The organism is Campylobacter sp. RM16187 (assembly GCF_025319965.1).
Classification (GTDB): Bacteria; Campylobacterota; Campylobacteria; order Campylobacterales; family Campylobacteraceae; genus Campylobacter_A.
On record NZ_CP012549.1, the window covers coordinates 760,758 to 785,839 of the forward strand.

The 25,082-nt window shown below is 36.5% G+C and carries 28 protein-coding genes and 1 pseudogene; 19 read left to right on the forward strand and 10 right to left on the reverse strand.

Going from position 1 to position 25,082, the window contains the following annotated elements; all coding sequences use genetic code 11:
• The first annotated feature begins 21 nt into the window (after nt 1-21).
• Nucleotides 22-843: a polyphosphate kinase 2 gene (gene ppk2 / locus CDOMF_RS04130; protein WP_260952592.1), complete on the forward strand. Its 822-nt coding sequence runs from the start codon at nt 22-24 to the stop codon at nt 841-843.
• Between the two features lie 17 nt (nt 844-860).
• Here ppk2 and CDOMF_RS04135 read toward each other — a convergent pair whose 3' ends face one another.
• From CDOMF_RS04135 to rpoD, 5 genes are all read right to left on the reverse strand, one after another.
• Nucleotides 861-1,457 carry a hypothetical protein gene (locus tag CDOMF_RS04135; protein ID WP_260952593.1) on the reverse strand — a complete coding sequence of 199 codons (597 nt, stop codon included), beginning with the start codon at nt 1,455-1,457 and terminating at the stop codon, nt 861-863.
• Between the two features lie 125 nt (nt 1,458-1,582).
• Nucleotides 1,583-2,344: an ABC transporter ATP-binding protein gene (locus CDOMF_RS04140; protein WP_260952594.1), complete on the reverse strand. Its 762-nt coding sequence runs from the start codon at nt 2,342-2,344 to the stop codon at nt 1,583-1,585.
• On the reverse strand, nt 2,328-3,308 hold the full coding sequence (locus CDOMF_RS04145) for a FecCD family ABC transporter permease (RefSeq protein WP_260952595.1): 981 nt from the start codon (nt 3,306-3,308) through the stop codon (nt 2,328-2,330). Before CDOMF_RS04145 ends, CDOMF_RS04140 begins: the two co-directional genes overlap by 17 nt.
• The gene (locus tag CDOMF_RS04150; protein WP_260952596.1) at nt 3,305-4,192 is read right to left on the reverse strand and encodes an ABC transporter substrate-binding protein; all 888 of its coding nucleotides are present in this window, start codon (nt 4,190-4,192) and stop codon (nt 3,305-3,307) included. Before CDOMF_RS04150 ends, CDOMF_RS04145 begins: the two co-directional genes overlap by 4 nt.
• Before the next feature lie 408 nt (nt 4,193-4,600).
• Nucleotides 4,601-6,436, reverse strand: coding sequence for an RNA polymerase sigma factor RpoD (gene rpoD / locus CDOMF_RS04155; RefSeq protein WP_442863529.1), 1,836 nt, complete (start codon nt 6,434-6,436; stop codon nt 4,601-4,603).
• A gap of 154 nt (nt 6,437-6,590) precedes the next feature.
• Between rpoD and CDOMF_RS04160 the strand changes: the two genes are divergently transcribed.
• The 6 genes from CDOMF_RS04160 (at nt 6,591) to CDOMF_RS04185 (ending at nt 11,329) form a co-directional block, all read left to right on the forward strand.
• Complete coding sequence (locus CDOMF_RS04160; protein WP_260952598.1) at nt 6,591-7,403, forward strand: flagellar hook-basal body protein; 813 nt, start codon at nt 6,591-6,593, stop codon at nt 7,401-7,403.
• 83 nt (nt 7,404-7,486) lie between these two features.
• Nucleotides 7,487-8,275, forward strand: a complete 789-nt coding sequence (gene flgG, locus CDOMF_RS04165; RefSeq protein WP_170018405.1) for a flagellar basal-body rod protein FlgG — start codon at nt 7,487-7,489, stop codon at nt 8,273-8,275.
• A gap of 158 nt (nt 8,276-8,433) precedes the next feature.
• Nucleotides 8,434-9,096 carry an AzlC family ABC transporter permease gene (locus CDOMF_RS04170; protein WP_260952600.1) on the forward strand — a complete coding sequence of 221 codons (663 nt, stop codon included), beginning with the start codon at nt 8,434-8,436 and terminating at the stop codon, nt 9,094-9,096.
• Nucleotides 9,097-9,143: 47 nt separating this feature from the next.
• Nucleotides 9,144-9,446, forward strand: a complete 303-nt coding sequence (locus CDOMF_RS04175) for a branched-chain amino acid transporter permease (protein ID WP_260953131.1) — start codon at nt 9,144-9,146, stop codon at nt 9,444-9,446.
• 131 nt (nt 9,447-9,577) lie between these two features.
• Nucleotides 9,578-10,624 carry a type II asparaginase gene (locus CDOMF_RS04180; protein WP_260952601.1) on the forward strand — a complete coding sequence of 349 codons (1,047 nt, stop codon included), beginning with the start codon at nt 9,578-9,580 and terminating at the stop codon, nt 10,622-10,624.
• Nucleotides 10,625-10,732: 108 nt separating this feature from the next.
• Nucleotides 10,733-11,329, forward strand: coding sequence for a LysE family translocator (locus tag CDOMF_RS04185; RefSeq protein WP_260952602.1), 597 nt, complete (start codon nt 10,733-10,735; stop codon nt 11,327-11,329).
• Between the two features lies 1 nt (nt 11,330).
• On the opposite strand, the gene CDOMF_RS04190 is transcribed toward CDOMF_RS04185, so the two are convergent.
• Entirely contained in the window at nt 11,331-12,296 is a 966-nt protein-coding gene (locus CDOMF_RS04190; protein ID WP_260952604.1) for an SLAC1 anion channel family protein, read from the reverse strand.
• 163 nt (nt 12,297-12,459) lie between these two features.
• On the opposite strand from CDOMF_RS04190, the gene CDOMF_RS04195 reads away from it, so the two are divergent.
• The 12 genes and pseudogenes from CDOMF_RS04195 (at nt 12,460) to glyS (ending at nt 21,531) form a co-directional block, all read left to right on the forward strand.
• On the forward strand, nt 12,460-13,101 hold the full coding sequence (locus CDOMF_RS04195; protein ID WP_260952605.1) for a Crp/Fnr family transcriptional regulator: 642 nt from the start codon (nt 12,460-12,462) through the stop codon (nt 13,099-13,101).
• 99 nt (nt 13,102-13,200) lie between these two features.
• On the forward strand, nt 13,201-13,377 hold the full coding sequence (locus tag CDOMF_RS04200) for a YgaP family membrane protein (protein WP_260952606.1): 177 nt from the start codon (nt 13,201-13,203) through the stop codon (nt 13,375-13,377).
• Nucleotides 13,378-13,504: 127 nt separating this feature from the next.
• A complete protein-coding gene (locus CDOMF_RS04205) occupies nt 13,505-13,981 on the forward strand; it encodes a 3-isopropylmalate dehydratase small subunit (protein WP_260952607.1) in 477 nt (158 codons plus the stop codon).
• Between the two features lies 1 nt (nt 13,982).
• Nucleotides 13,983-15,056, forward strand: a complete 1,074-nt coding sequence (gene leuB, locus CDOMF_RS04210) for a 3-isopropylmalate dehydrogenase (protein ID WP_260952608.1) — start codon at nt 13,983-13,985, stop codon at nt 15,054-15,056.
• A complete protein-coding gene (locus CDOMF_RS04215) occupies nt 15,053-15,298 on the forward strand; it encodes a hypothetical protein (RefSeq protein WP_169974993.1) in 246 nt (81 codons plus the stop codon). Before leuB ends, CDOMF_RS04215 begins: the two co-directional genes overlap by 4 nt.
• A gap of 137 nt (nt 15,299-15,435) precedes the next feature.
• Nucleotides 15,436-15,603, forward strand: a pseudogene (locus CDOMF_RS10845) (CiaD-like domain-containing protein); the annotation flags it as partial.
• Nucleotides 15,566-16,678, forward strand: coding sequence for a CCA tRNA nucleotidyltransferase (locus tag CDOMF_RS04225; RefSeq protein WP_260952610.1), 1,113 nt, complete (start codon nt 15,566-15,568; stop codon nt 16,676-16,678). The pseudogene CDOMF_RS10845 and the gene CDOMF_RS04225, both read left to right, overlap by 38 nt.
• Before the next feature lie 61 nt (nt 16,679-16,739).
• Nucleotides 16,740-17,573, forward strand: coding sequence for a formyltetrahydrofolate deformylase (gene purU, locus CDOMF_RS04230; RefSeq protein WP_172128738.1), 834 nt, complete (start codon nt 16,740-16,742; stop codon nt 17,571-17,573).
• Nucleotides 17,573-18,040 (forward strand): tRNA (cytidine(34)-2'-O)-methyltransferase, encoded by a 468-nt coding sequence (locus CDOMF_RS04235; protein WP_170018392.1) that lies wholly within the window; start codon nt 17,573-17,575, stop codon nt 18,038-18,040. Before purU ends, CDOMF_RS04235 begins: the two co-directional genes overlap by 1 nt.
• A gap of 9 nt (nt 18,041-18,049) precedes the next feature.
• A complete protein-coding gene (locus tag CDOMF_RS04240; RefSeq protein ID WP_260952611.1) occupies nt 18,050-19,354 on the forward strand; it encodes an endonuclease/exonuclease/phosphatase family protein in 1,305 nt (434 codons plus the stop codon).
• Complete coding sequence (locus CDOMF_RS04245) at nt 19,351-19,473, forward strand: hypothetical protein (RefSeq protein WP_257792998.1); 123 nt, start codon at nt 19,351-19,353, stop codon at nt 19,471-19,473. The genes CDOMF_RS04240 and CDOMF_RS04245 overlap by 4 nt, the downstream gene beginning before the upstream one ends.
• 30 nt (nt 19,474-19,503) lie before the next feature.
• Complete coding sequence (gene glyS, locus CDOMF_RS04250) at nt 19,504-21,531, forward strand: glycine--tRNA ligase subunit beta (RefSeq protein ID WP_260952612.1); 2,028 nt, start codon at nt 19,504-19,506, stop codon at nt 21,529-21,531.
• Between the two features lie 40 nt (nt 21,532-21,571).
• On the opposite strand, the gene modD is transcribed toward glyS, so the two are convergent.
• The 4 genes from modD to CDOMF_RS04270 are packed head-to-tail and all read right to left on the reverse strand — an operon-like array spanning nt 21,572 to nt 25,081.
• Entirely contained in the window at nt 21,572-22,411 is an 840-nt protein-coding gene (modD, locus tag CDOMF_RS04255; RefSeq protein ID WP_260952613.1) for a ModD protein, read from the reverse strand.
• A 3-nt stretch (nt 22,412-22,414) separates the two neighbouring features.
• Nucleotides 22,415-22,684, reverse strand: coding sequence for a helicase (locus tag CDOMF_RS04260; protein WP_260952614.1), 270 nt, complete (start codon nt 22,682-22,684; stop codon nt 22,415-22,417).
• Nucleotides 22,678-24,753, reverse strand: coding sequence for a heavy metal translocating P-type ATPase (locus CDOMF_RS04265; RefSeq protein ID WP_260952615.1), 2,076 nt, complete (start codon nt 24,751-24,753; stop codon nt 22,678-22,680). Before CDOMF_RS04265 ends, CDOMF_RS04260 begins: the two co-directional genes overlap by 7 nt.
• Nucleotides 24,737-25,081: a YtxH domain-containing protein gene (locus CDOMF_RS04270; protein ID WP_260952616.1), complete on the reverse strand. Its 345-nt coding sequence runs from the start codon at nt 25,079-25,081 to the stop codon at nt 24,737-24,739. The genes CDOMF_RS04265 and CDOMF_RS04270 overlap by 17 nt, the downstream gene beginning before the upstream one ends.
• Nucleotide 25,082 lies beyond the last annotated feature (1 nt).

A 25,082-nucleotide genomic window follows, 5' to 3' on the forward strand; every position in this document is an offset into this window, starting at 1 on the left:
AAATTTTTAAAAGGAAGCCTCATGTCAAAACACAAAAAAGAAGATAAACATAACCACGATAAATTCGACTACGAACACGAGCTTAGAAAGCTTCAGATCGAGCTTTTGAAATTTCAAAACCATGTAAAAGAGCAGGGCTTAAGAGTGCTTATCATCGTTGAGGGGCGTGACGCGGCAGGCAAGGGTGGAAGCATAAAGCGCCTAACCGAGCATCTAAACCCGCGCGGATGTCGCATAGTAGCACTTGAAAAGCCAAGCGATGTGGAGCGCTCGCAGTGGTATTTCCAAAGATATGTGGCGCACCTTCCAAGTGCCGGAGAGATCGTGATATTTGACCGCTCTTGGTATAATAGAGCCGGAGTTGAGCCTGTGATGGGATTTTGCACACAAGAAGAGCACAAGGAGTTTTTGCGCGAAGTGCCAAAATTTGAAGAGATGATAAAAAACTCAGGCATAATTTTCTTTAAATTTTACTTGTCGGTTTCAAAAGAGGAGCAGAAAAAACGCTTCAAAGAGCGCCTTACCGATCCGCTTAAGCAGTTTAAAATTTCGCCTGTAGACGCTAAAAGCCAAGAGCTTTGGGATCAATACACTATCGCCAAATACTCCATGCTGCTTGCTTCAAACACACCTGCTTGCCCGTGGACGATAGTTGCGTCTGATAGCAAAAAGCACGCGCGGATAAATATATTTAAGCACATTTTGGCAAATGTCGAATATCCAAAGAAGATAGACGCGAAAAATTTTGAATGCGACCCTGATATCGTAAGAAGCGGCGAAGAAGAGATAAGGCTGATGGAGGTAAATTTAAAGAATGAAAATTTATCAAAAATGAATGGCTAAACAAGAATAACTTTAGCTTAAATACAAGCTAAAGGCTGCTCGCTTTTAATGTTTTCTATCTTAGCCCAAGCACTAATATATATAATTTGAATTATGACAAGCAGTCCAAATTCTGTATATATTAGTATTTCATTATCTATTTTGGCTAATCTTATATATAATGCAAATATTATATCTATAGTTAGAAGTATTAAATATAATTTAAAATCTGAAATTCTAGTGATGTTTGCCAGTTTAAGAGTAGATATAAACCAGGCATAAGCCATGCAGACAGCAGATATCGCTAGAGGAATGGCAAAATATAATGAATAAAATTCAGTAGCTATATAAGATATCAAAAAAATAACTGAAAATATAAGGCTTAATTTGTAAAATTTATGAACGCTTACATTTGATATCTGCTCAAATTTTTTAAGAGCTTTGTATAGATAAATTGCTGACATTATTGACATTGCAGCAGATATAGTCCCATTATCAAAATACATGGGAGCATTGCTTGTTAAAATTCCGACTCCTAAAAACGAACTACCAAATATACCTTCTTGCTTTGCTTTTTCAAACAACTCTTTAGAGCTATTATTTTTTAATTTTTCGTTGGTCAAATTTTCTTTCATAACAACTCTTTATTTTTATTTATCTCACTTACTTATTGTAATATAAGATTTATTCATAGTAGTGTTAGTTTTGAGATGATCACAATATTTTATATAAACATACTTTAAATACTTATTAAATTATTTTATATCTGAGTAGTAAAAATTTGCGTTATGCTTGGTATTTGCTTGCTGCCTATATCAAATTTAACTCCTCTTATATCCACATCATAAAGCGAGCCTAAATTCTCTTTATTTAGCACCTCACTGCTTTTGCCAAAGACATAGCTAAGGTCGTTTTTAAGGATGAGAGTGCTATCGGCTACGGCTAGAGCGTGATTTGGCTGATGAGTGGTAAAGACGATGCTTGCATTGCTTTGCTCTTTTAGATTACGAATCAGTGTTAAAACCCTATCTTGGTTTTTTAGATCAAGCGCGCTTGCAGGCTCATCTAAAAACATCACTTCGCTTCTGCCGGCAATCGCTCTAGCAAGCAAGACAAGCTGCTTTTGTCCGCCTGAAAGGGAGTTGAAGCTCTTGTTTTTAAGATGCGAAATTTCTAAGCTACAAAGTGCGTCTTCGCAAATTTTGATATCCTCTTTGCTCGGCTTTGAAAAAAGCGAAATTTCACGAATCCGACCCATCAAAACTATATCAAGCACGCTATAGTCAAACGCAACGCTAAAATTTTGCGGTAAAAAGGCGAATTTAGCCTGCGTTTTTATCTCGCCCTCTTTGAGCTTTAAAACTCCCATCATGCAAAACATAAGCGTGCTTTTACCTTGCCCGTTTAGTCCAAGTATCGCTAGTGTTTCGCCTTTGGCAAGGGCAAAATTTAGCCTGCGAAAGAGAAATTTTTGCTCCTCGTAGTAAAATCCCGCATCTTTTATCTCAAGCAGATTTTGCATTTGACGCGCTCCTTTTTAAGAGTATCGCAAAAACGGGGCTTCCGATTAGTGCTGAAAGTATGCTAAGAGGCACTTCCGCGCTGCTTATGCTTCTGGCTAAATCATCCACAAACAGCATAAATATCGCGCCTATGATGAAGCAAGCGGGCATTGAGCGAGTGTGGTCGCTTCCGCATATGAGCCTTGCGATGTGAGGCACGACAAGCCCGATCCAGCCGATGTTTCCGCTTACGCTTACTTGCACACCAATAAGAAGAGTGCAAAGGATCAGTATAAATGAGCGAAGAAGCGTGATGTTTACGCCTAAAACTTTAAGGTCATCGTCGTTTAAGCTAAGCAGGTTAAACCTATATCTAAGCATGATCAAAAGCGCCGCGCAAGGCAGGCTGATGACGGCTAAAAGCGTGAGTTTATCGTAGTTTGCGCTTACGAAGCTTCCAAGCAGCCAGTAGATGATGTTTGGCAATACCTCTTCGTTATCGGCAAGATACTGCACCAAGCTTGTAAGTGCGGCAAATACGCCGTTTATGACGATACCTGCTAGGATGAGTGAGAAGATATCGGCTTTAGAGACAAATTTAGCTAGGAAAAATAGCGCCAAAAGAGCTAAAATTCCAAAGAAAAAGGCAAAGCCTACGATGTAAAACGAGCCAAATCCTATGAGTATACAAAGTGCTCCGCCAAATGCCGCTGCGGTGCTAACTCCTACGATATGAGGACCTACGAGCGGGTTTTTAAAAACGGCTTGCAAGCTAAGTCCGGCAAGCGCCAAAACTCCGCCGCAAAGGCTTGAAAGCAAAATTCTAGGCACTCTAATGCCCCAAATGACGCTTTTAGCCGTTTCGTTATCGCTACTGCCAATTAAAATGCTTAAAACTTCGCTAAAATCGATGTGATACTGCCCCATCCCAAGCGAGACGAGGCAGGTTATAACCCAGATGATTATGAGGGCCGGAAGCATCATTTAGAGTATGATGTGCGGTAGAATTTTTGATAAAACTCCTCAACTTTCTTATCAAAATCCACACCTTTAAAATGCTCAGGATATAGCCTTATAGCCAGCCACTCCTCGCCAAGCGCCATGGCTTCTGCCGTAGGATAGCCCCAAGCCTTGGCAAATTCAGGCATCATGTAAATTTTATCCATCTTGATAGCCGCTACGTTTGCAAGCTGAGGGTTTGACTTAAGTTCGCTTGGAACTTGCGGATAGCGCTCTTGGACAAATATCATGTCGGGGTTGTAAGCGATTAAATTTTCGGCTGAAATTTGCTTGTATCCTTTGATATCTTTTGCAGCCACGTTTTCTCCGTCCGCTCTTGCAAACAGCACTCCCGTGTATTTGCCGCTTCCGTAGGTGGTAAGATCGGGATTTGCCATGTAAATTCTAACTTTTTTGTCTATCTTTAGATTGTCCATTTTGCTTTTTAAGAAGGCTTGCTGATCTTTTACAAATTTAATGAGCTCGGCCGCTTCTTTTTCGCGGTTTGCCACTTTGCCAAGTATCTCAACGCCTTCATAGTAGCCCTCTGTGTAAGCTTTGGCTTCGTCTTCAAGCGTAGGATTTAGCTTATCTTTTTCTTTATCCTCTCTTTTTGAAAAGCTGATGCCAACAACTGGTATCTTAAGCTCCTGCATTTTTGCGATATATTCGCTTGGGATGTAGTTAGTTACGATAACGACATCGGGTTTTAGCTTAAGAACTGATTCGTAGTTTATGACCTTTAGATCGCCAGGGGTCGGCATATCCTTAAGGCTTGGAGCAAGGCGAGCGTAGTTTTTGCCAAGCGTTTTTTCCCAAGTTTCAAGCACGCCCACGACTTTATCCATGGCGTTTATTTGATTAAGCACGTTTAGGCTTTGGTGCTGAAGCACGATTATGCGATTAACTTCGTCGGGGGGTTACATCTCTGCCCAGTTGATCTGTGATGATGCGATCTGCAAATAAAGATGAAGCGCAAAGCGCAAGACTTAATATAAGAGTTGAAAATTTACTCATGCTCTCTCCTTGAAATTATTATAATATATTTTGTAAAGCTTTAAATTTAAGGTCTTAAAACTAAAAATATAAAACTATATATTATAAATCATAATGAGTAAATTTGATATAAAAACTGAAATTTAGAAAAAATTTTAGGTTAAAAGTATAAGAATGAAATTTGTATGTATCCGAGCGGAATTTTAAATTTATTGATATCTGAGCGGTGAATTTTGATGTGTAAATTCGTATAAATGCAGAGCCTGAGAGGCTAGTATAAACTAGCCCTCGATGTAGTTTTTAAGTTTTCTTCCGACTTTTGGATGTTTTAGTTTTTTGATTGCCGAGCTTTCTATCTGGCGGACGCGCTCACGAGTGACGTTTAGCTCCTTGCCGATCTCTTCAAGTGTGCGATCGCTTTCGTCTTCAAGCAAGCCAAATCTCATTCTGATAACTGCTTTTTCGCGCTCGTTTAGCTGATCAAGAACTTCGTCGATCTGCTCTTTAAGGTCGTTTTTAAGGATATGATCCATCGGACTTAGCGAGCTTCTATCCTCGACAAAGTCGCCAAATTTACCGTCTTCTTCGTTACCGATAGGCGCTTCAAGGCTGATAGGCTCTTTTGTTATCTTAATAACTTGTTTAACTTTATCCACACTTAAACCAACCTCTTTAGCGATGATGCTTACATCAGGTTCTTTTCCTTCTTCTTGGAGGTATTTGCGGTTGATTTTATTTATCCTGTTTATCGTCTCGATCATGTGGATAGGTATGCGTATAGTGCGCGCCTGATCGGCTATCGCGCGGCTTATGGCTTGGCGTATCCACCATGTGGCGTAGGTTGAAAATTTATAGCCTTTTTTATACTCAAATTTATCAACCGCTTTCATAAGACCGATATTTCCCTCTTGGATGAGGTCTAAGAACGGCAAACCGCGATTTGTGTAGCGCTTAGCGATGCTTACGACAAGACGCAGGTTTGACTTAGCCATTCTGGTTTTCGCCTCGTCTGAAATTTTCTTACCGCGTTTGATCTGCTCTAAAATTTCTTTTAATTGCACAGGATCAAGGTCAAATCCTTGCTTGCTTGCCTCTTTTGTTTGAAATAGCTTTTTGATCTCTACATAAGTTGAAACCATCGTAGCTTCAGGCACTCGCGCGATGATATCTTCCTTACTAAGCTTTATGATATCTTTTAGGATGCTTTTGTGATTTTTCTTAAGTTCGTCGCTAAACATAGGCAGTTTATACTCAAGCCTTTTAAGCTCTCTGTCAAACTCATCATCACTCTTTAGAGCCGTTTCCATCGACTTTACGATTTCGCTTATAAGTTTGCTTGTAGGACCAAGATCCATTAGCTTATCTTTTAAAATTTTCTTTTTAAAGGCTAGCGTTAATTTAGCCAAAAGCTCATCTTCTTGCTCAACGTCGTTTTGCTTGTTTGCCATTTTCATCCAGTCTTTTTTGGCTTTTTCAAGGGCTTTGAAGCTCTCTATGACCTTTTCGGCTCTTTTATCCTCTTTTTTGGAAGGTTTTTTTGACGTCTCTTCTTCAAATTCCGTCTCTTCTTCAAATTCCTCTTCCTCTTCGCTTTCGCCGTTATCCTCATCATCAAAGCTCTTAAATAGCTCCTTGACCCTTCTTTCGCGGTTTATAAGAGGCTCTTTATAATCAAGTATGAAATCAATCAGATAAGGCACCGAGCAAAATGCATCTATGATGATATCCTCGCCAAGCTCGATCTTTTTGCTTATTTCCACCTCTTCATCTTTTGTAAGAAGTGAAATTTGACCCATTTCGCGCAGATACATCCTGACAGGACTATCAGAGCGTGACCATTCAAGTAGATCATTTTCGCTTGCCAGATCAAATTCGTCCTCTAAGCTTTCGTCTTGAAGCCTCTCTCTCTCTTCGCGGCGTTTTTTAGCATCTTCGATATTTTTTAGTTTGGCGATTTCTGCTGCAGTTATGAGTTTAATTTTGTGGGTCTTGGCTAAGGCTTCTATTTTTTTTGCTATTGCACCAGTGGGTGCTTTTTCAAAAAATTTGATAAGTTTTTCGTAAGTTACATAGCCTTTGGCGTTTTCTTGAAACAGTTCTTCTATAAGTGACAACATCTCTTTTTTTGCGCTCATCAGTGGATTCCTTTGCCGCTATTTTTTACTAAAAGGGACTTATTATACTCAGATTTATTTAAATATGTCTGAAAGGTAATCTGGAACGTATCTTGCTTTATCTTATTTCAAATATCAAATTTTAGGAAAATTTATAATGCAAAACGGATATTATCAAGCAACGGGTGCGATGGTTACGCAGTTTAACCGCCTTGATGTCATCTCAAACAATCTTGCGAACATAAACACAATCGGCTTTAAGCGTGATGATGTAGTTGTTGGGGATTTTGAGAGAATTTTTCAAGAGTTTAGAGATGTTTTACCGCTTGAAAATCACACAAAGCAGGCTGCTAAATTTTTAAACCGAACTATCGATAGGGTGCCTCAAATTTCAGAGCAGTATGTTGATTTTAGTAATAGCGGCATCAAATTTACGGGCAATACGCTTGACTTTGCTATAAAGCGCGAGGATCTGTTTTTCTTGGTTGAAACTAAAACAGGAGAAGTAAGACTTACTAAAAATGGAGCTTTTAGCCTTGATAACGAGGGCTTTTTAGTGACAAAAGAGGGCTTTAGAGTGCTTCCGAGCAATTATTTTGAAGGCGGGGCAAACGGGATACAGATTCCGCAAGACGAGAGACTAAGTGTCGATAAAAACGGAAATATCTACGCAAATGACGAGCAGATCGCAAGATTTTATCTAGCTCAGCCAAAAGAGATGAGAAACCTCACAAAAGAGGGCGATAATCTATACGTTTTGCCTGATTTAAAGGAGCTAAGGGATCTTGGCGATGATGTGGATGCTGTCGCTCAAGGTTACACTCAAATTTCAAATGTAAATGCCGTAACCGAGATGGTGGGACTTATAGAGACAAACCGATTAGTTGATATGTATCAAAAAGTGATGAGAAGCCATATGGACGATCTTAATCAAGATGCCATCAGTAAACTGGCTAATATTAAGGCTTAGTTTATTTATGGTTTTTGGAACGTATTTTGCTATTTTAGTCATATTATAAATTATAAGAAAATTAAGAAAGGAAATTTAAGACTATGATGAGGTCAATTTACTCAGCTGCAACCGGTATGATAGCGCAGCAGACCCAAATAGACGTAACTTCACACAATATCTCAAACGTAAATACAATGGGTTATAAAAAAAACAGAGCTGAATTTGCCGATCTTATGTATCAAGTGATGGAGTATGCTGGTACGGCTTCAAGCACTACTACAAAGAGTCCAACTGGTATAGAGGTCGGTCTTGGAGTGCGCCCTACTGCGATAACTAAAATTTTCTCTCAAGGATATTTTAAAGAGACTGGCAACAACTTAGATATGGTAATAGCTGGCAATGGTTTTTTTCAAGTGCAGCTTCCAGACGGCACTACGGCCTATACAAGAAACGGGGCTTTTAAGCTTGATAGTGAGGGAACTATAGTAAATTCCGACGGATATATTCTTCTTCCTCAGATGAGTGTTCCTGCAAATGCAACTCAAATTTCTGTAGGGGTTGATGGCACCGTATCTGTGCTTCAGTCCGGAAACACGGAAATGGTGCAGATAGGTCAAATTGAGCTTGCAAATTTCATAAATCCAAGCGGGCTTCATGCGCTAGGAGACAATAACTATCTGCCTACAGGTTCAAGCGGTGATGTGGTAACCGGAATCGGTGGGATTGATGGATTTGGAACGGTAAGGCAAGGATTTGTCGAGATGAGTAACGTCCAGTTAGTTGAAGAGATGACCGATCTTATCACAGGACAGCGCGCGTATGAGGCAAATTCAAAGGCGATAACCACAAGCGATGATATGCTTCAAATCGTAAACAATCTTAAGAGATAATCCATGATATATCTTATCCCCATAATCGTGCTTATCCTTGGAATTTGGGTGTTTGATGCGATATATTTTGGCGAGAGCTCAAGCGGACTATAAAATTTAATAATTAAGCCAAATTTGAGTAATATTCGCCTTAAATTTTTAAAATTACAGGGCGGATATTGAGCTTTTATACTATTTTTAAGATCACCATACCCGTTATGCTGGGCTTCATCCCGCTTGGTATAGCATTTGGACTGCTTGCTGAAAATATCGGCATAGCTCCGCTTATGACCATGGCTTTAAGCGTGATCGTGTATGCAGGGGCGGGGCAGTTTGCTTTGCTATCCATGCTAAGTGCAGGCACGGGCTTGGTTGAAATTTTTATCGCAAGTTATGTCATAAATTTGCGTCACACTTTTTATTCGCTTGCTCTTTTAAAGGACTTTAAAGGGCTTAAATTTAAATACTACAACATCTTTGCCTTGACCGATGAGAGCTTTGCGATATTTAAGACGCTTAAGACAAATTCTCAAGATGAAAAGGATAGAGCCTACACGCTTATAAATTTTCTCACTCAGTTTTACTGGGCCATCGGCACTCTGCTTGGAATTTTAGTTGGTAAGAGCATTAGGATTGATTATAGCGGGATTGAATTTTGTTTAACTTCGCTTTTTATCGTGCTTGCTATCGAGATGTTTAAGGATGATAAAAACTACAAGCTTCTTTTCTTTTCGCTTGGACTGGGAGTGTTTGCAACCGCATTTTTCCCGTCGTCATATATGCTTTTGTTATCGCTTTTTATTGGATTTACGGTTATTGTCGTAGCAGATAGGGTCAAATGAGCGATATCTTAACTTCAGGCATAAATTTAAACTCAAGCCCGCTTGTTATGTCTTTAGTTGTGCTAACCGCTACGGTTGCAACGTTTTTAACCAGAGTTGCGCCGTTTTGGATATTTAAAAAAGACAAGCCAAACAAGTGGCTTTTAAGCGTTGAGCGACATATGGGGCTTTTTATAATGGTTATTTTGGTCTTTTACGCCCTTAAGGATACCGATTTTAAAGAATTTCCTTTTGGTGGACGCGAGATCGTTTCTGCTGTTTGCGCTATATTAATTCATCTTAAATTTAAAAATGCGCTTTTAAGCATAGTTTTTTCAACGGCTATTTATATGTTTCTTTTGAGAATTTAGTAGAAAAATTAAAAAATAATAAAAAAATAATATTAATTGACTTTATATAGTTTAAAGTGTATAATTCAAGCTGAAATTTCAAAATACAAGATCTTGTCGGTTTGAAACTTAAACTTCAAAGGAGATTTAATATGCGTTTTTCGTTAAAGGTGTTTATCGTGATGATTTTTAGTGCTACGATGGCTTTAGCAAAGCCTACGATTTATATACTGGCAACCGGCGGAACGATAGCCGGAAGCGGTTCGGGTGCTCTTGATACGAGCTATACTTCAGGAACGGTTACGGTTGATAAGCTAATCGCCGCAGTACCTGAAATAAACAAGATCGCAACGATCAAAGGCGAGCAAATTTCAAACATCGGCTCACAAGAGATGAATAATGAGGTTTGGTTTAAGCTTGCCAATAGAGTAAACGAGCTTCTAACTAGCGGCAAAGCTGACGGCGTGGTTATCACTCACGGAACTGATACTATGGAAGAGACTGCATACTTCTTAAATTTAGTCGTAAAAAGCGACAAACCTATCGTAATGGTTGGTGCTATGAGAAGTAGTAGTTCACTTAGTGCAGACGGTCCTCTTAATATCTTTAATGCTGTAAATGTTGCTATCAATAAAGAAACAGCAGGTAAAGGCGTAGTGGTAACTATGAATGATGAAATTCACGCAGCTCGCGAAGTTACTAAGACAAATACTACAGGTGTTGAGACATTTAAATCTCCAAATGCAGGTAAAATAGGAACAGTATTTTATGGCAATGTAAAATACTATATGAATCCGGTTCGCAAACATACTGTAAATTCAGCTTTTGATATCACAAAAATCAAAGAGCTTCCTAGAGTAGATATCATCTATAGCCATTCAAACGACAATCCTGACTTTGCTAACATTTCTATCAAAAATGGAGCAAAAGGTATAATCAGCGCTGGTATGGGTAACGGAAATCCATTCCCTACCGTTCTTGAAGTTCTTGGCGAGGGTGTTAAAAAAGGTGTGGTTGTAGTTCGTGATTCACGTGTAGGAAGTGGTGAGACTACTTTAAACGGAGAAGTTGATGACGGCAAATACGGCTTTTTAGCAAGTGATAACCTAAACGCTCAAAAAGCTAGAGTATTGCTAATGCTAGCTCTTACCCAAACAAACGATAAAGCAAAAATTCAAGAGTTCTTCTATACTCATTAAAATTTAAAAAAGGTGGCAAATTTAATTTGTCGCCTTTTTTAAATTTTTATCTTAAATTTATCCACTTTCTTTTAAAATTTTACTAATTTTTAAACCACAAGGCTCTTTGTGAACTATCTTTTGTTTATAGCCACATTTTTTCCTATCAGCTTTATGCCCGGAATTAATATGACTTTGGCTTTAAGCATAGGTATTAGCATAGGTTACTTTAGGGCGCTACCCATGATTTTGGGTCAGCTATTATCTGTTGGTATTGTTGCTTTCTTGTGTATTTTAGGTGCTGCTACTCTTATGATGAAGTATGAATTTATATTTATAATTATAAAAATTTGCGGTGCTATTTATATCATATATCTTGGCATAATGCTGTTTTTTAGTAGAGGCAAGCTGGCTTTACATCGATATAATGGAGAGATGGGTAAGATTTCTTTGTTTATACATGGAATGATTATTAGTATATCAAATCCTAAAGCTTGGATATTTTTTGCCGCCATTTTACCACCGTTTATCGATAGGCAAGATCCCTTTGGAAGCGGAATCTATATGATTATCGCATTGCTTTTGGTTATAGAATTTATATCTCTTAGTATATATGCTCTTGGTGGAGCAGTCCTAAAAAGACTGCTCTTAAATCATCTTAGAATTTTAGAAATTTTTACAGCTTTGCTAATGTGCAGCATCGGAATTTGGATGATTGTAGGCTGATTTATTCAGCTACGCAAATTTCATTATTTTTGATTGCTTTGACCGTGAAATAGCTAACTACTCCTATAAAAAATAACAAGAATATAAAGGCTAAAATCCCAAAGCATAAGAAAATATCGCCCTTGTTAAGTTCATAAGCCCTTATAAACGCTATACTGGCAGCCGCTGTAGGAAAGGTAAATGCCCACCATGATAGGAAAAATTTAAGCTTCATAAAATTTTTATACATAAAAAATATAAGTCCCACAAAGAATAGTGTCAAATTTAAAAGTATATGCGCAAACGTATCAAAGCTCCCGGTTAGCTTCATATAGCCTAAAAATGCCACAGCTGGAGGGGCGATAAATATAAATAAAGTAGGCATAAATTTCTGAGCTAACTGATCATGAAAGATAATTCTGTAAAATATAATAGTAAATAAGACTATCCAGAAAAATACTCCTATGGAGAAGTAATACCATAAAAATTCGCTTTTACTCTCGCTTGCTATCACAACTATTAAATTTCCTACTATAGGTATAAACCAAGCCGGGTTTGAGTGGTTGATGAGCATATTTTTGTTTATCCAAAAGGCTATCACATAAAATGTAAAAAATGTTTGAAATATAAGCGCTATGTAGAATAAAATATAGTGTAAAGTGCCAATATCACGCCATAAAGCGGCTAATAAAAATAATGATATTGCAAATGCGGCAAAGAAATTTATCTTAATAGGATGATTTATTTCAGCCTTTACCTCTTCTTTATATTTTATTATTTTAATACTATAAATTATTGTGATAATGACAAAGATAAGACTTGTGGTTAAGCGTAAAATTTCAAATAAAAAATCAGATATCTGAACTACTAAATTTAGTTTTTCGTATGCTAACGTAAGTCCTCCAAGTCCCATAATAATGGCATATAGCATAATTGGAAAATTAGATATTTTAGAAATTTGATTTTTTGTTATAGCTGCTTGATCCATAAAATTCCTTTAATTTTTTTGCAATATTATCTTTAAATAGGCCTATTTATCAGTGACAATATCACGATATTTAATGTTTTTGGTTTTTAAAAAATACTTAAATAAGAATTTTTTTAATATTTTTATATACAATACGACATTACACTCTGAAAAAGGAGAAGATATGCTAAATGAAGAAGATAGTAAATTTTTAGATGATAATTTTCTTTCTCAGTTTGAATTTTGTGAAGATGACAAAAAGATTATATTTCAAAGAAGTATAGTAAAAACCTTTAGAAAAGATGAAATTATATATACTAAAGATGGATGCAAAGGCTTTATAATGCTAAAAAACGGAAATCTAAGGGCATATATAGCATCAAGTAATTTTAAAGAGATAACCGTTTTTAGCCTAAATGAAAATGAATGTTGTATATTGTGCTCATCTTGTGTTAAAGATTCTTTTGAAATAGAGATAAATTTACAGGCCTATGAGGATACTGATATCATCTTAATTCCTGTAGATACTTATAAAATTTTAAGAGATAAATATCCAGATGTAATGAACTATACCTTAAGTCTTGTGTCAACTAGATTCGCAAGTGTTATAAATGTGATGGAGCAGGCTTTGTTTTCTCCTCTGGTTGAGCGTATTAGAAATTTTTTAAGTCAAAATGCCAAGAATTCAAATATAAAAATTACTCACGAACAACTTGCAAATCATATAGGAAGTGCTAGAGAAGCCGTATCAAGAGTACTAAAAGAGATGGAAAGAGAAGGCGAGATAGTTCAAAAAAGAGGCGTAATTGCTTTTAAAAATACTTAAAGTGTAACTTTGTTGCAATTCTAAATATCTATTTTTTGATATAATCTCGATATTAAATTTACCGAAAGTGATATGCTTTTGGTCTTTGAAAGGAATAAAATGTTAAGTAAAAAAAATAGAATTATTAGAATTGTTTTGGGCGTTTTGTTAATGACCGGCATCTGGTTTTTCTTTAAGAGTTATTGGGCTTTAATAGGATTGATACCTATTATAGTCGGAATTACAGGTTTTTGTCCGGCTTGCTCGCTTCTTGGCAGATGCTCTTTAAAAAGATAAATTTAGGCTAGTTTTAGCCTAAATTTTAATATTCTCATATTTCTAAAGCATACTCTTTTAAAAATTTATTTGATAAATTATTTAGCTTTATTTTGCTAGAATCCGTAAAATTTAAATAGGATATCATATGAATAAAGTTTGGAAATTTGGCGATAATATCGACACTGACATAATTATTGCCGCAAGGTATTTAAACACATCCGATGAAAATGAGTTGGCAAAACATATAATGGAAGATGCTGACCCTGCTTTTAGCACTAAAATCTTAAAAGGCGATATCATAGTAGCTGGTGAAAATTTTGGTTGCGGAAGCTCTAGAGAACATGCTCCTATAGCGCTTAAAGCGGCTGGAGTAGGTGCTGTTATAGCTAAATCTTATGCAAGAATTTTTTATAGAAATAGCTTTAATACGGGTCTTTTAATCCTAGAGATAAATGAAACAGATGAGATAAATGAGGGTGATGAGCTTAAGATAGATGTTGATAATGGCGTTATCTTAAATTTAACTACAAAAAAAGAGTATAAATTTAGCCCGATTCCACCATTTATGCAAGAGCTTTTAAAAAGTGGCGGATTAATAGAATATGCAAAAACGAGGATATAAAATGGCAAAAATTTATAATATAGCGGTAATAAAAGGCGACGGAATAGGCTCTGAAATAGTTGATGAGGCTATTAAAGTTTTGGATGCGTCAAGTGTAAAACATGGATTTGAGTTAAATTACAATTTTTACCTTATGGGTGGGGCTGCTATAGATGTATTTGGCGAGCCTCTGCCGAGTGAGACTTTAAATGGAGCCCTTTCAAGCGATGCAGTGCTCTTTGGGGCAATAGGCGGTCCAAAATGGGATAATCTTCCTAGAGATAAGCGTCCTGAAAGTGGCTTGCTTAAACTACGCAAAGAGCTTGGAGCCTATGCGAATTTACGTCCGGCAATGATATTTGATGAGCTTGTAGACGCTAGCACGTTAAAGCCGCAAGTTCTTCAAGACGTTGATTTTATAGTTGTTCGTGAGTTAACAGGCGGCATATATTTTGGCCAACCTAGAGAAAAAAAAGACGATAGCGCATTTAATACTATGGCATATTCCAAATTTGAGATTGAGCGTATAGCAAAGGTTGCTTTTGATAGTGCAATGCTACGTAAAAAACAGGTTTGTTTAGTTGATAAGGCAAATGTACTTGAGACGAGTCAGCTATGGCGCGAAGTTGTAAATGAAGTAGCTCAAAACTATCCTGAAGTAAAAGTTGATTTTATGTATGTAGATAATGCAGCGATGCAGATTGTAAGAAATCCGCGCCAATTTGACGTTATTTTGACTGAAAATTTATTCGGAGATATTTTAAGCGACGAGGCTAGTATGGTATGCGGGTCTATAGGACTTCTTCCAAGCGCTAGCATAGGGGGTAAGGTTGGAATTTACGAGCCTATTCATGGTTCAGCTCCGGATATTGCGGGACAAGGAATTGCTAATCCTATCGCTACTATTTTAAGTGCCGCTATGCTTTTAAGATACTCTTTGGGCGAAAAAGAGGCCGCAAATAGTATAGAAAATGCAGTTAAAATGGCTTTAGCTGAGGGTTATAGGACAAAGGATATCGCTGATTTTGGCGCTAAAGAGATATGCACCACAAGCGAGATGGGCGGAATAATAGCTAAATTTATAGGAAAACAGTGAAAAATACTATCACGGAAGCTTTGATTTATGAGGCGCAAGGGCTTCAAGACGATGCTCTTTTAGTCTATAGAAATATATTAAAGAATGAGCCCGGCAACAAAGATGCTGTAAGTGCGATTAGAAGGCTTAGCGGACTTAGAAAACGAGATCCTAATTTAAACGAGCAGATGCGTGATTTCTTTATAAATATGAAAAGCGATGAAGAGATAATAGAATTTAAAAGGTGGCTGATAAGATTATGAAATTAGAAGATATTGCAAAAATGGCCATAGATGAGGTTGCGGCAGAACTTAAAGAGATAAGCTCTATCGAACATCATACAACTAAAAATGAGCAGATTAAAGATGAGCCGGAAGCAGAAAAATTTAATATAAACGGCGAAGAGATATTTTTAAAAAATTTAAAAGAGCGAATCTTGGTACTTTTTGAAGGGTTAAATGCCGTAAGTAGAGAAAATTTAGAGGATAGATTAGAGCTTACTTTGAAATTTTTAGAATTTGTACTTGCCAATGTTGAAAACAGGCTTGATAATCTCAAAACTAAATGAGCTAAACTGGGTAAGAAATTTACTACGACCCTATACTAAACGTGCTTATATCGTGGGCGGCTCGGTTCGCGATATCTTTCTTGGAAGAAAAATAACCGATTTTGATATAGAAATTTATGATATCCATCCTGCTAAATTTGATGAATTAATGAGTCAATATGGAGCAAGTGGAGTTGGTAAGAGCTATTTTGTTTATAAATTAAACGGCTTTGATCTTAGCTTGCCTCGTATCGAAAATAAAGTCGGAGAAGGACATAAAGCCTTTGATGTAAGTTATTGCAACGATGAAAAGAGTGCCTCTATGAGGCGTGATTTTACCGTAAATTCTATCATGATCAATATCTTTGATGATAAAATACTTGATTTTTGGAGCGGATTAGATGATATCAAAAAAGGTGTTTTAAGACATATTGATGACGAGAAGTTTTGCGAAGACTCATTAAGGGTTTTACGCGGAATTCAGTTTAGTGCCAGATTTGATTTTAAAATTTCACAAAAAACACTAAAATTGATGAAAACAATAAGCTTAAAAGATCTAAGTAAAGACAGAATAAGCGGTGAAATGCTAAAACTTTTTAATGCCAAATTTCAAAGTACAGGAGCTAAATACCTTTATAGGCTTGGACTTTTTAAAGAGTTGTTTGGCTTAAATTTAAATAAAAATCAGCTGATTAAGTTTCAAAAAAAACTTACAAGCGTTAGAAAATTTAAAAAAGATCAAAAAGAGTTTTTATATCTGCTTAGAGAATTTGGGTTACAAGATAGAGTGGTGAAGGATCTAAATTTACCAAATAGCTTTATCTCTGTTTTTAGGGAACCATTTTTTAAAGGAAGAGTGAGTGATAAAGATCTTTTACGTATCGCAATTAAGATGCCTTTAAGAGATTGGCTTGGGTTAAATTCAGCAAGCCTTGTAAGAAGAGCTAAAAAATTTGGAATATACGATAGCAAGTTTGAGCCACTTATAAATATCGATGAGATATTAAGAGCGGGCTTTAAAAATGAGGCTATAGGGGCTGAAATTTTAAGGCGACAAAATTTAGCCATAGATGAGTTTTTGAAAAATAAATTTTAATTGTTATAAAAGTCCAAATTGGCTAAAATAAGAGCTTTTTAAAAGACAAAAGGCAATGAAAATGAAAAAATATATTCTTAAAATTGAGTGCCAGGATGAGAAAGGACTCATTTATAGAATTTGTGATGTGGTATTTAAATATCATCTAAATATCGAGACAAATAATGAATTTGTAGATGAAGATAATAATAGGTTTTTTATGCGAGCCTCGCTTGTAGGTAATATAAATACAGCCGAATTTATAGGCACACTTGAAGCTTTCTTGCCAAAAGGTGCGATTATAGAGTGTGTGGAGGCTGCCAAAAAAGATATTATTATTTTAGCCACTAAAGAGGCGCATTGTCTTGGAGATCTATTAATAAAGCATCACAGCGGAGAGTTAAATGCCAATATCTTAGCGGTTATTGCAAATCGTGAAATTTTAAGAGAGCTGGTTGAAAAATTTAATATCCCTTTTCACTACGTCAATTCTGATGACATCGAGAGACAAGAGCATGAAAAAAGAGTGCTTGAAGCAATGAGTCAGTATAAATTTGATTACGCAGTGCTTGCAAAATACATGAGAATTCTATCGCCAAATTTTGTAAAACACTATCCAAAAAAGATTATAAATATACACCACTCGTTTTTACCTGCATTTATCGGAGCTAATCCATATAAACAAGCCTATGAGCGCGGAGTAAAAATCATAGGAGCAACGGCTCACTTTGTAAATGATGATTTGGATGAAGGGCCGATTATCTCTCAAGATGTAATAAACGTAAATCATGAGATGAGTTGGCAGCAGATGCAAAAAGCCGGTAGAAACTGTGAAAAAAGCGTTCTTGCGGCAGCACTTGATCTGGCTCTTGAGGACAGGTTGTTTGTGTATAAAAACAGAGTAGTTGTCTTTTAATGTTTAATATAGTTCTGCTTAGCCCTCAAATTCCCCAAAATACAGGCTCTATAGGCAGAATGTGCGTAAATGCTAATTTAACTTTGCATATTATTAAGCCTACCGTTTTTGATTTAAGCGAGAAGGCAGTAAGGCGTGCAGGGCTTGATTATTGGAAGATTTTAAATCCTAAAATTTGGGAAAATTTAGATCAATTTTTGGAAGAGAATGCAAAATTTGAGGATAGATTTTTTTACGCTACTACAAAGTCTAAAAAATTTTACTTTGATGTTAAATTCCAGTCTGGAGATTTTTTGTTTTTTGGAGGCGAGAGTACCGGGCTTCCGATGCAGCTTATGCAAAAAAATTTCGCCAATGCCATTACTATACCGATGGGAAAGCAGGGTAGAAGCCTAAATTTGGCCACTAGCGTAGGCATAATCGCGTATGAGGCAATTAGGCAAAATATTGATAAATTTGAGTTTTAAAGAGGATTGATGAGAAAAATAATTTTGCTATGTTTTAGCTTTATCTTGGCAATCGCAGCTGAACTTAGCATAGCTACTTTTAATGTTGAAAATCTATTCGATGCTAAAAATAACGGCACTGAGTATCAAGACTTTGTGATAGGAAAATCGCAGTGGAGCGAAAAGGCCGCCAGTGTTAAATTTAATAATATAAAAAATATAATCAAAGAGCTTAATGCCGACATAATCGCGCTTCAAGAGATAGAAAACGAGGAAATTTTAAAAGAGCTTATGAGAGCTTCGGGATATAAATATTTTGCCTTTTCAAAGGACAAAAGATCTCCTATCGGACTTGGATTGATATCTAAAATAAGGCCTGTTGAGACTAAAATTTTTAAAGTTCCAAATGTAAAGACAAGAGATATTGTAAAAGTTAAATTTGAGCTTGATGGACATGAGTTTAGTCTATTTGTAAATCATATGCCGGCTCAAAGAAATAGCCTAAAGAGTAGAGAGAGCGCTTTTAGGTCTTTAAAAAGCGCTATACAAAACGACGAAAATGTAATATTACTGGGGGATTTTAATACACCTTACGGTAAAGAATCACTGCTAAATGATATTTTGATAAGTAGAAATATGGTTGATCTTTGGCAGTTTATGCCAAGCGATAAGAGGTATTCTCATATAAATTTAAGACCTATTGATCATGTAGTTGTTTCAAAGCGGATGGTTAATGGCGGTGGAATAAGCTATGTAAATGGAAGTTTTGAAGTCTATAAACAGGGCAAAAATGTTTATTCGGATCACTTTCCTTTGAAATTTAAAATAAGCACCGCTGCTAAGGCCAAAATTCAAGAAAAGAATATAGACGATATATTTAAAAATCCTAAAAATACACCTTTTGTTATAAGCGGAGTGACGGTGGTTTATAAGGATAAAAAAGGTTTTGTGATAGCTAAAGACGGGCGTGGAATTTACGTATATGAGCCAAAAAACGACGATCTAGTCGGCAGTGTAATGGATGTGGTTATAAATGATGTAGGCGAATATAAGGGTATGCTTGAGGTAAAATCTCTCTATGTCTCAAAGATATATGATAAGCTTATGGATCCTAAGCTTCAAATGCTAGGCGAGGAGCGTATAAAAGAGGCTAGAGCGGGAGACGTTATAAGAAGTGTGAGTGGAGAGATTAAAAGGGGTAGACTATATACCAACTATGGCGATATTAGGATTTATAGCTCCAAGGGCAAGATGGAAGATGCAAAAGAGGCTAAATTTGAAGCGGTTAAAGTAGTGCTTTATCACAATGAGCCTCAAATTTGGATAGAGAAATGAAGATATTAGACTTTGCAATACTTTCTGCTTTTGTGCTTTTTATGATATTTTTAGTGCGTGGATTTGTTTTGCAGATGAAAGAGAGAAATGATGAGAGAAATTCAAAGAAAAAAAGTTAAAATAACAAAAAATCAAAAAAAGAGTTGGCTATGACAAAAGAGTTAATAATAGAAATTGGAGTTGAGGAGTTGCCGGCCATTCCGTTTTTAAAAGAGTCTGGTAATATCAAGGAAAAGTGGCAGGATATTCTTAGGGAAAACAGCCTTTTTAGCGAGTGTGAATTTTACTATACGCCTCGTAGAATAGTTTTTTATCATCCTAATTTTAAGATCAAACAAGATGATGGATTTAGTGAGTTTATAGGTGCTCCTAAACAAGTTGCTATTAAAGACGGCAAATTTACTCAGGCTGCGATTAGCTTTGCCAATAAATGCGGGATAACCGAAAGTGAGCTCAAATTTGAAACAATAAACGGTAAAGAGGTTTTATACTATAAAAAACCAGTTGCCGGAAGACCTAGTAAAGAGCTTTTAGGCGATATGATAGAGAAATTTTTGCTTAGCCTAAATTTCGGCAAGTCTATGCGATGGGGGGATGGGAAATTTGACTTTATTCGTCCGATAAGATCTTTTCTTGTGATTTTAGGAGATGAGGTGGTTAAATTTAATAAATTTGATGTAGATAGCAGCAATTCCATATATCAACACAGAAGTATAAGCTATGACAAATTTAGCGTTAAAAACGCGAAAGACTATTTTGGCTCGATGTTAAAAATAGGCGTTATTTTGGATCAAGAAAAAAGACGCGAGAAAATTTTAAAAGAGTTTAAAGATATAGAGCAAAAAAGCGGATTTGATATAGAGATAGATGAGGATCTGCTAGATGAGGTTGTGGCTATTACAGAGTATCCTACTGCTTTGATTGGAGAATTTGAGTCCGAGTTTTTGGGCGTGCCAAGCGAGGCTATCATAACTTCAATGAAGGAAAATCAGCGCTATTTCCCTGTGTTTAAAAATAAAAAACTAAGCAATCATTTTGCGGTAGTAAGCAATGCTATTGCGGATGATTACAACCTTATAATAAAAGGAAACGAAAAGGTTCTGCGTGCTCGTTTAAGTGATGCAATGTTCTTTTGGCAGAGTGATTTAAAGGCTGATTTTGGCCCTGAAAAACTAAAAAATATAACATATTTAAAAGAGCTTGGAAGCATCTATGAAAAAGAGCTAAGAGAGCTAAAGGCGGTAAAAGCTTTAGCTAAAATTTACTCTAATCGCTTAAATAGTGAAGTGGGAGAGCAATATGAGGCATTGCTTGAAAGAGCGGTAATGCTAAGTAAAGCAGACCTCACTACTCAGATGGTATATGAGTTCACGGAGCTTCAAGGAGTAATGGGGTATTACTACGCAAAGGCTAAGGGCGAGAGCGAATTTATAGCAAATGCAATTAAAGAGCAGTATCTGCCAAGTGGCGAAAAGAGCGAATGTCCAAGCGGTATTTTTAGCTCTGTAGTAGCGCTTGCAACTAAGATAGATACTCTAATGGGGCTATTTAGCGTAGGTAAAATTCCAAGCGGCAACAAAGATCCATACGCATTAAGAAGAGCTGCGAACGGAATAATTAAAATCATACTGAACGAGAAGCTAAATTTTAATCTCAAAGAGATTTTATCAGGTCTTGCAAATGGCTACGCAAAATTTGATCTAAAACAGCTTGAAAATTTTATATTTGATAGACTTTACACTTTCTTTGATGCTAATGCCTCTATAATAAAAGCCTGCTTAGCAAGTGAAAAAGGCGATATTTTAGCTCAATGCGAGGCTATAAAAGCGCTTTATGAGATTAGCGAGAAGAGCGATTTTAGAGAGAATTTTAGTACATTTAAACGTCTTGCAAATATTATCAAAGATGAGAATATTGGTGCGGTAGACGAAGCTCTTTTTGAAAGCGAGCAAGAAAGAAATTTAAATAGCGATTTTAAAAAAGTGGTTGCTAAAGATAGCGATTTTAAAGAGAGATTATATGATCTGTTTGCATTAAAATCTGTTATTGATAGCTTTTTTGATAAGGTAATGATAAATGTGGATGATGCTAAAATCCGCAGCAACCGTATAGCTCTAATAGGTCAAATTTATAAAGAGTTCCTAAAAATCGCAGACATTAAAGAGATAAGTTTATAATTTTTATGAGCAGATATTTATATTTAATGTAAATATCTGCTTAGATAACTTTTAGAGTTGAAGTTAGATTTGCCATTCCTTGAGCATACATTGCGGATGTTACGATAGCATCTACTCCGGTATTTGCATACTCTTTGACATTTTTTAGATTTATTCCGCCGCTTGCCACTATGGTGATATTTGGATTTTTTTGATTTCTTGAATTTACAGCCTCTTGCAACATTGATATATCAAATTTATCACATTGCACTATATCAACATTGGCGTCTAAAAGCTTATTAAGTGTTTTTAAGTTTTCACACTCTACTGATATTTTTTTCTCTGGCATCTTGGCTTTAAAAATTGGAATTTGAGTTAAAAACTCATCAAAATTTTTGTAAGCTTTTATGTGATTTTCAAAAAACAACACACTATCGCTTAGATTTAGCCTATGTATTCCACCTCCGCCCTCAAGAACAGCTTTAATGCAGATTTTTTTAGCAAAAGGAAAACTTTTTCTGGTTGCTAAAATTTCACATTTTTTATTGACGCTTTTGGCAGAATTTAGCATCAAATTTGTATATGTAGAGATTTTACAAGTGTATTCAAGTAATATCTGGCACAGCTTCCAAGCTTTATGAACATCATTATATGAGCCCATGATTTTTAAAAGCACGCTTTGAGATTTAACCAGACTTTGGTTATTGTAATAAATCGTAGTTTCGCAACCTAGCAAATTTGCGATTCTGGAAGAGATATCAATGCAGCTTACTACGATATCGTCTCTTGTTTTTATCTCTAAAATCGCATTTTTATCAATATTTTGAAGCGAAGTAGTAAGATCAAAATACGGTATATCTTCATTTATATAGCTTAAAATTTCACTATCGCTAAAAAACATCTCTTAACTCTTTTTTGGTTTGCTAAGACGTTTTTTAACAGATTGGTCTTTTTGAGCCTTTACAATCATATTTTTAAATATCCCATTATCATAAAGTCCAGCATGGTATAGAGCAAAACCTACAAAGGCTATGCTTGAGGCTACATGCAGTTGTTTTATGGGTTTATTTTTCATATTTAAAGCCGTAAGGCAAGCAGTGACCAGAGTAACGCTCATACCAACTTTTGCTGCTTTTCTATGAGTGTTTAGATTTAAAAGTTCTCCGCTTAGCATTGTTTTATTTTCACACCTTTCATCGAATTGGCAAGCAGGCCTATGGTGGTTCCGTTATGCAAAACAGCTGTTGCAATAGGATTAAATAGTCCAAATGTCGCACCTGCTAGTATAAGTGAATTTATTCCAACTGTTGCATTAAAATTCGTATTGATAAGCCTCATCGTTTTATTTGCCATATCTTTTGCGGTTACGACAGAGTAGATGTCGTCTTTTAGTAGGCTTATATCCGCTGTAGCCTTGGCTATATCGGCTCCTTTTTGCATGCTTATACCGACATCGGCTTTCATTAGGCTTGGAGCATCATTGATACCGTCTCCTACAAAGGCTACTTTTTTACCCTCTTGTTTGAGTCGTTCTATTATCGTCGCTTTATCGGTAGGTAGACAGTTGGCAAACACTCTGTCTATACCTAGCTCTTGTGCAACTTGATTTGCCTTGCTCTCGATATCACCGGTTAGCATTACAAGCTCTTTTACGCCCAGTTTTTTTAGCTCGTCAAGTGCATATTTCGCGTTTTCTCTCATTGTATCTTTCATCGAGATGACACCTAAAAGCTCTTTATTGTAGCCTACGTAAAGTAGAGTAAATCCATTGTCTATGGCATCTCTTATAATGTCTTCATGCTCTATAAATGATATATTTTCGTCATCTTCTAAAAAATGCCTGCTGCCTATTACGACCTCTTTGCCGTTTACATGTGTTTTGACACCGTGAGCTACTATAAATTCCACCTCATCATGATGTATATGGTGGAATCCTACCTCGCGAGCCGCTTTTACAATAGCTTCTGCGACAGGATGAAAATAGTGCTCCTCTGCGCTTGCGGTTAAGTTTAAAAGTTCTACCTTGCTAAATTCTTTTTTAAACGAATAAACTTCTACTACGCTAAGGCTTCCGTGGGTCAGGGTTCCGGTCTTGTCAAACACAAATGTATCAGCATTTGCAAGAGCCTCTATAGCTTTTGCGCCCTTTATAAGCACTCCGTTTCTACCTGCCTTTGATATACTTGATTTAAAGGCCACCGGGGTTGCTAGTTTGAGTGCGCATGAGTAGTCGGCCTGTAACACTGATGCAACTCTTGTCATATCTCTGCTTAAAAGATAGGACACTCCAGCCAGAGAGAGTGTTACTGGAACTAGCTTGTCCGCTAGTTTTGTAGCTCTTAATCCGATGCTTGATTTTTCGTTTAGAGAGCTTTGTATGTATTGTTTAATGCGGGCAGTAGCGGTCTCTTCTCCTACTCCTTCAGCCCAAATTTTTATTTTTCCGTCCTCTACGACAGTTCCGCTCATTACGCGGTCTCCGCGCTCTTTTTTTACAGGCTCGGCTTCCCCTGTCATTGAAACCTGATTGACACTCGCTTCTCCATCCACGATATATCCGTCTATACCTATGCTCTCTCCTGCTCCTACTACTACGATATCGCCTATTTTTACGCTATTGGTAGCCACCTTGTTAAGGATCTTTTTGCCATCTTTTATAGTCTCTACCCATACCTCTTCTATATTTGGCTTGGCTAGCTCTTTTACTAAGTCATCACTTCTATGAACAGCGCTTTCTTCCATATATTCGCCGATTGCGAGCATTAAATTTGTACTATTTGCGGCCATATAGTCGCGCCTAGCCAGACTAACTCCTACAGCCATGCTCTCAAGCACTTTTGAGGTAACACCTTCATTAATTAGCTCGCCTACACCCTCCTTAAGAAGCGGAGCGCAAGCGTACAGGCTTGTTGCAGTTTTTAGCATATTGCCATTTATTAGTGGAGTTATGGCTATGCTTGCAACAGCCTTATAAATACCCGCTTTGCTTGGGCTATCGTTTTGTTTGCTCAGATTTTTAATTTTTAAATTTTCTAAAAATTTAAAAATTTCATCAAAATTTGAATCAAACTCTATAATTATGCTTTTGGCTTTTTTGTTCAGCCTGACGCTTTTTACATACTTAAATTCTGAAATTTGAGCCTCTAAAAAGCTCTCATCACACTCTGAGGTTATATCTTCGCATATAAATCTTACACGATTTTTACTCTTATGTGCGATATAAATTTTATTTTTGTGACTCAATTTCAGCCTTTACGTCTTCAAATCGCTCTTTGAGCTCTTCAAATCCGGCTTGAAGCAAATTTGAACCTTTCACTATAGCTGAAAACACTGCTTGTTGAGCCTTTTCATTTGTTAATATATAAGCTACAGTTCCGCCTATCAAAGCTCCTTTTAAAAATCCTGCCGCATTGAAATTTTCAGGAACGAAGTCTTTTAAAGCCTCGTTAATACCCTTGTCAAAAGCGCTTGGAACACCGGTTGTTTTAACTGTAGTAGTCGTTGTTGTAGTGCTTCCATCGTTATTGATTTTATTGACGGTTTGAGTCGAATTTATATATGGGTTGTTCATC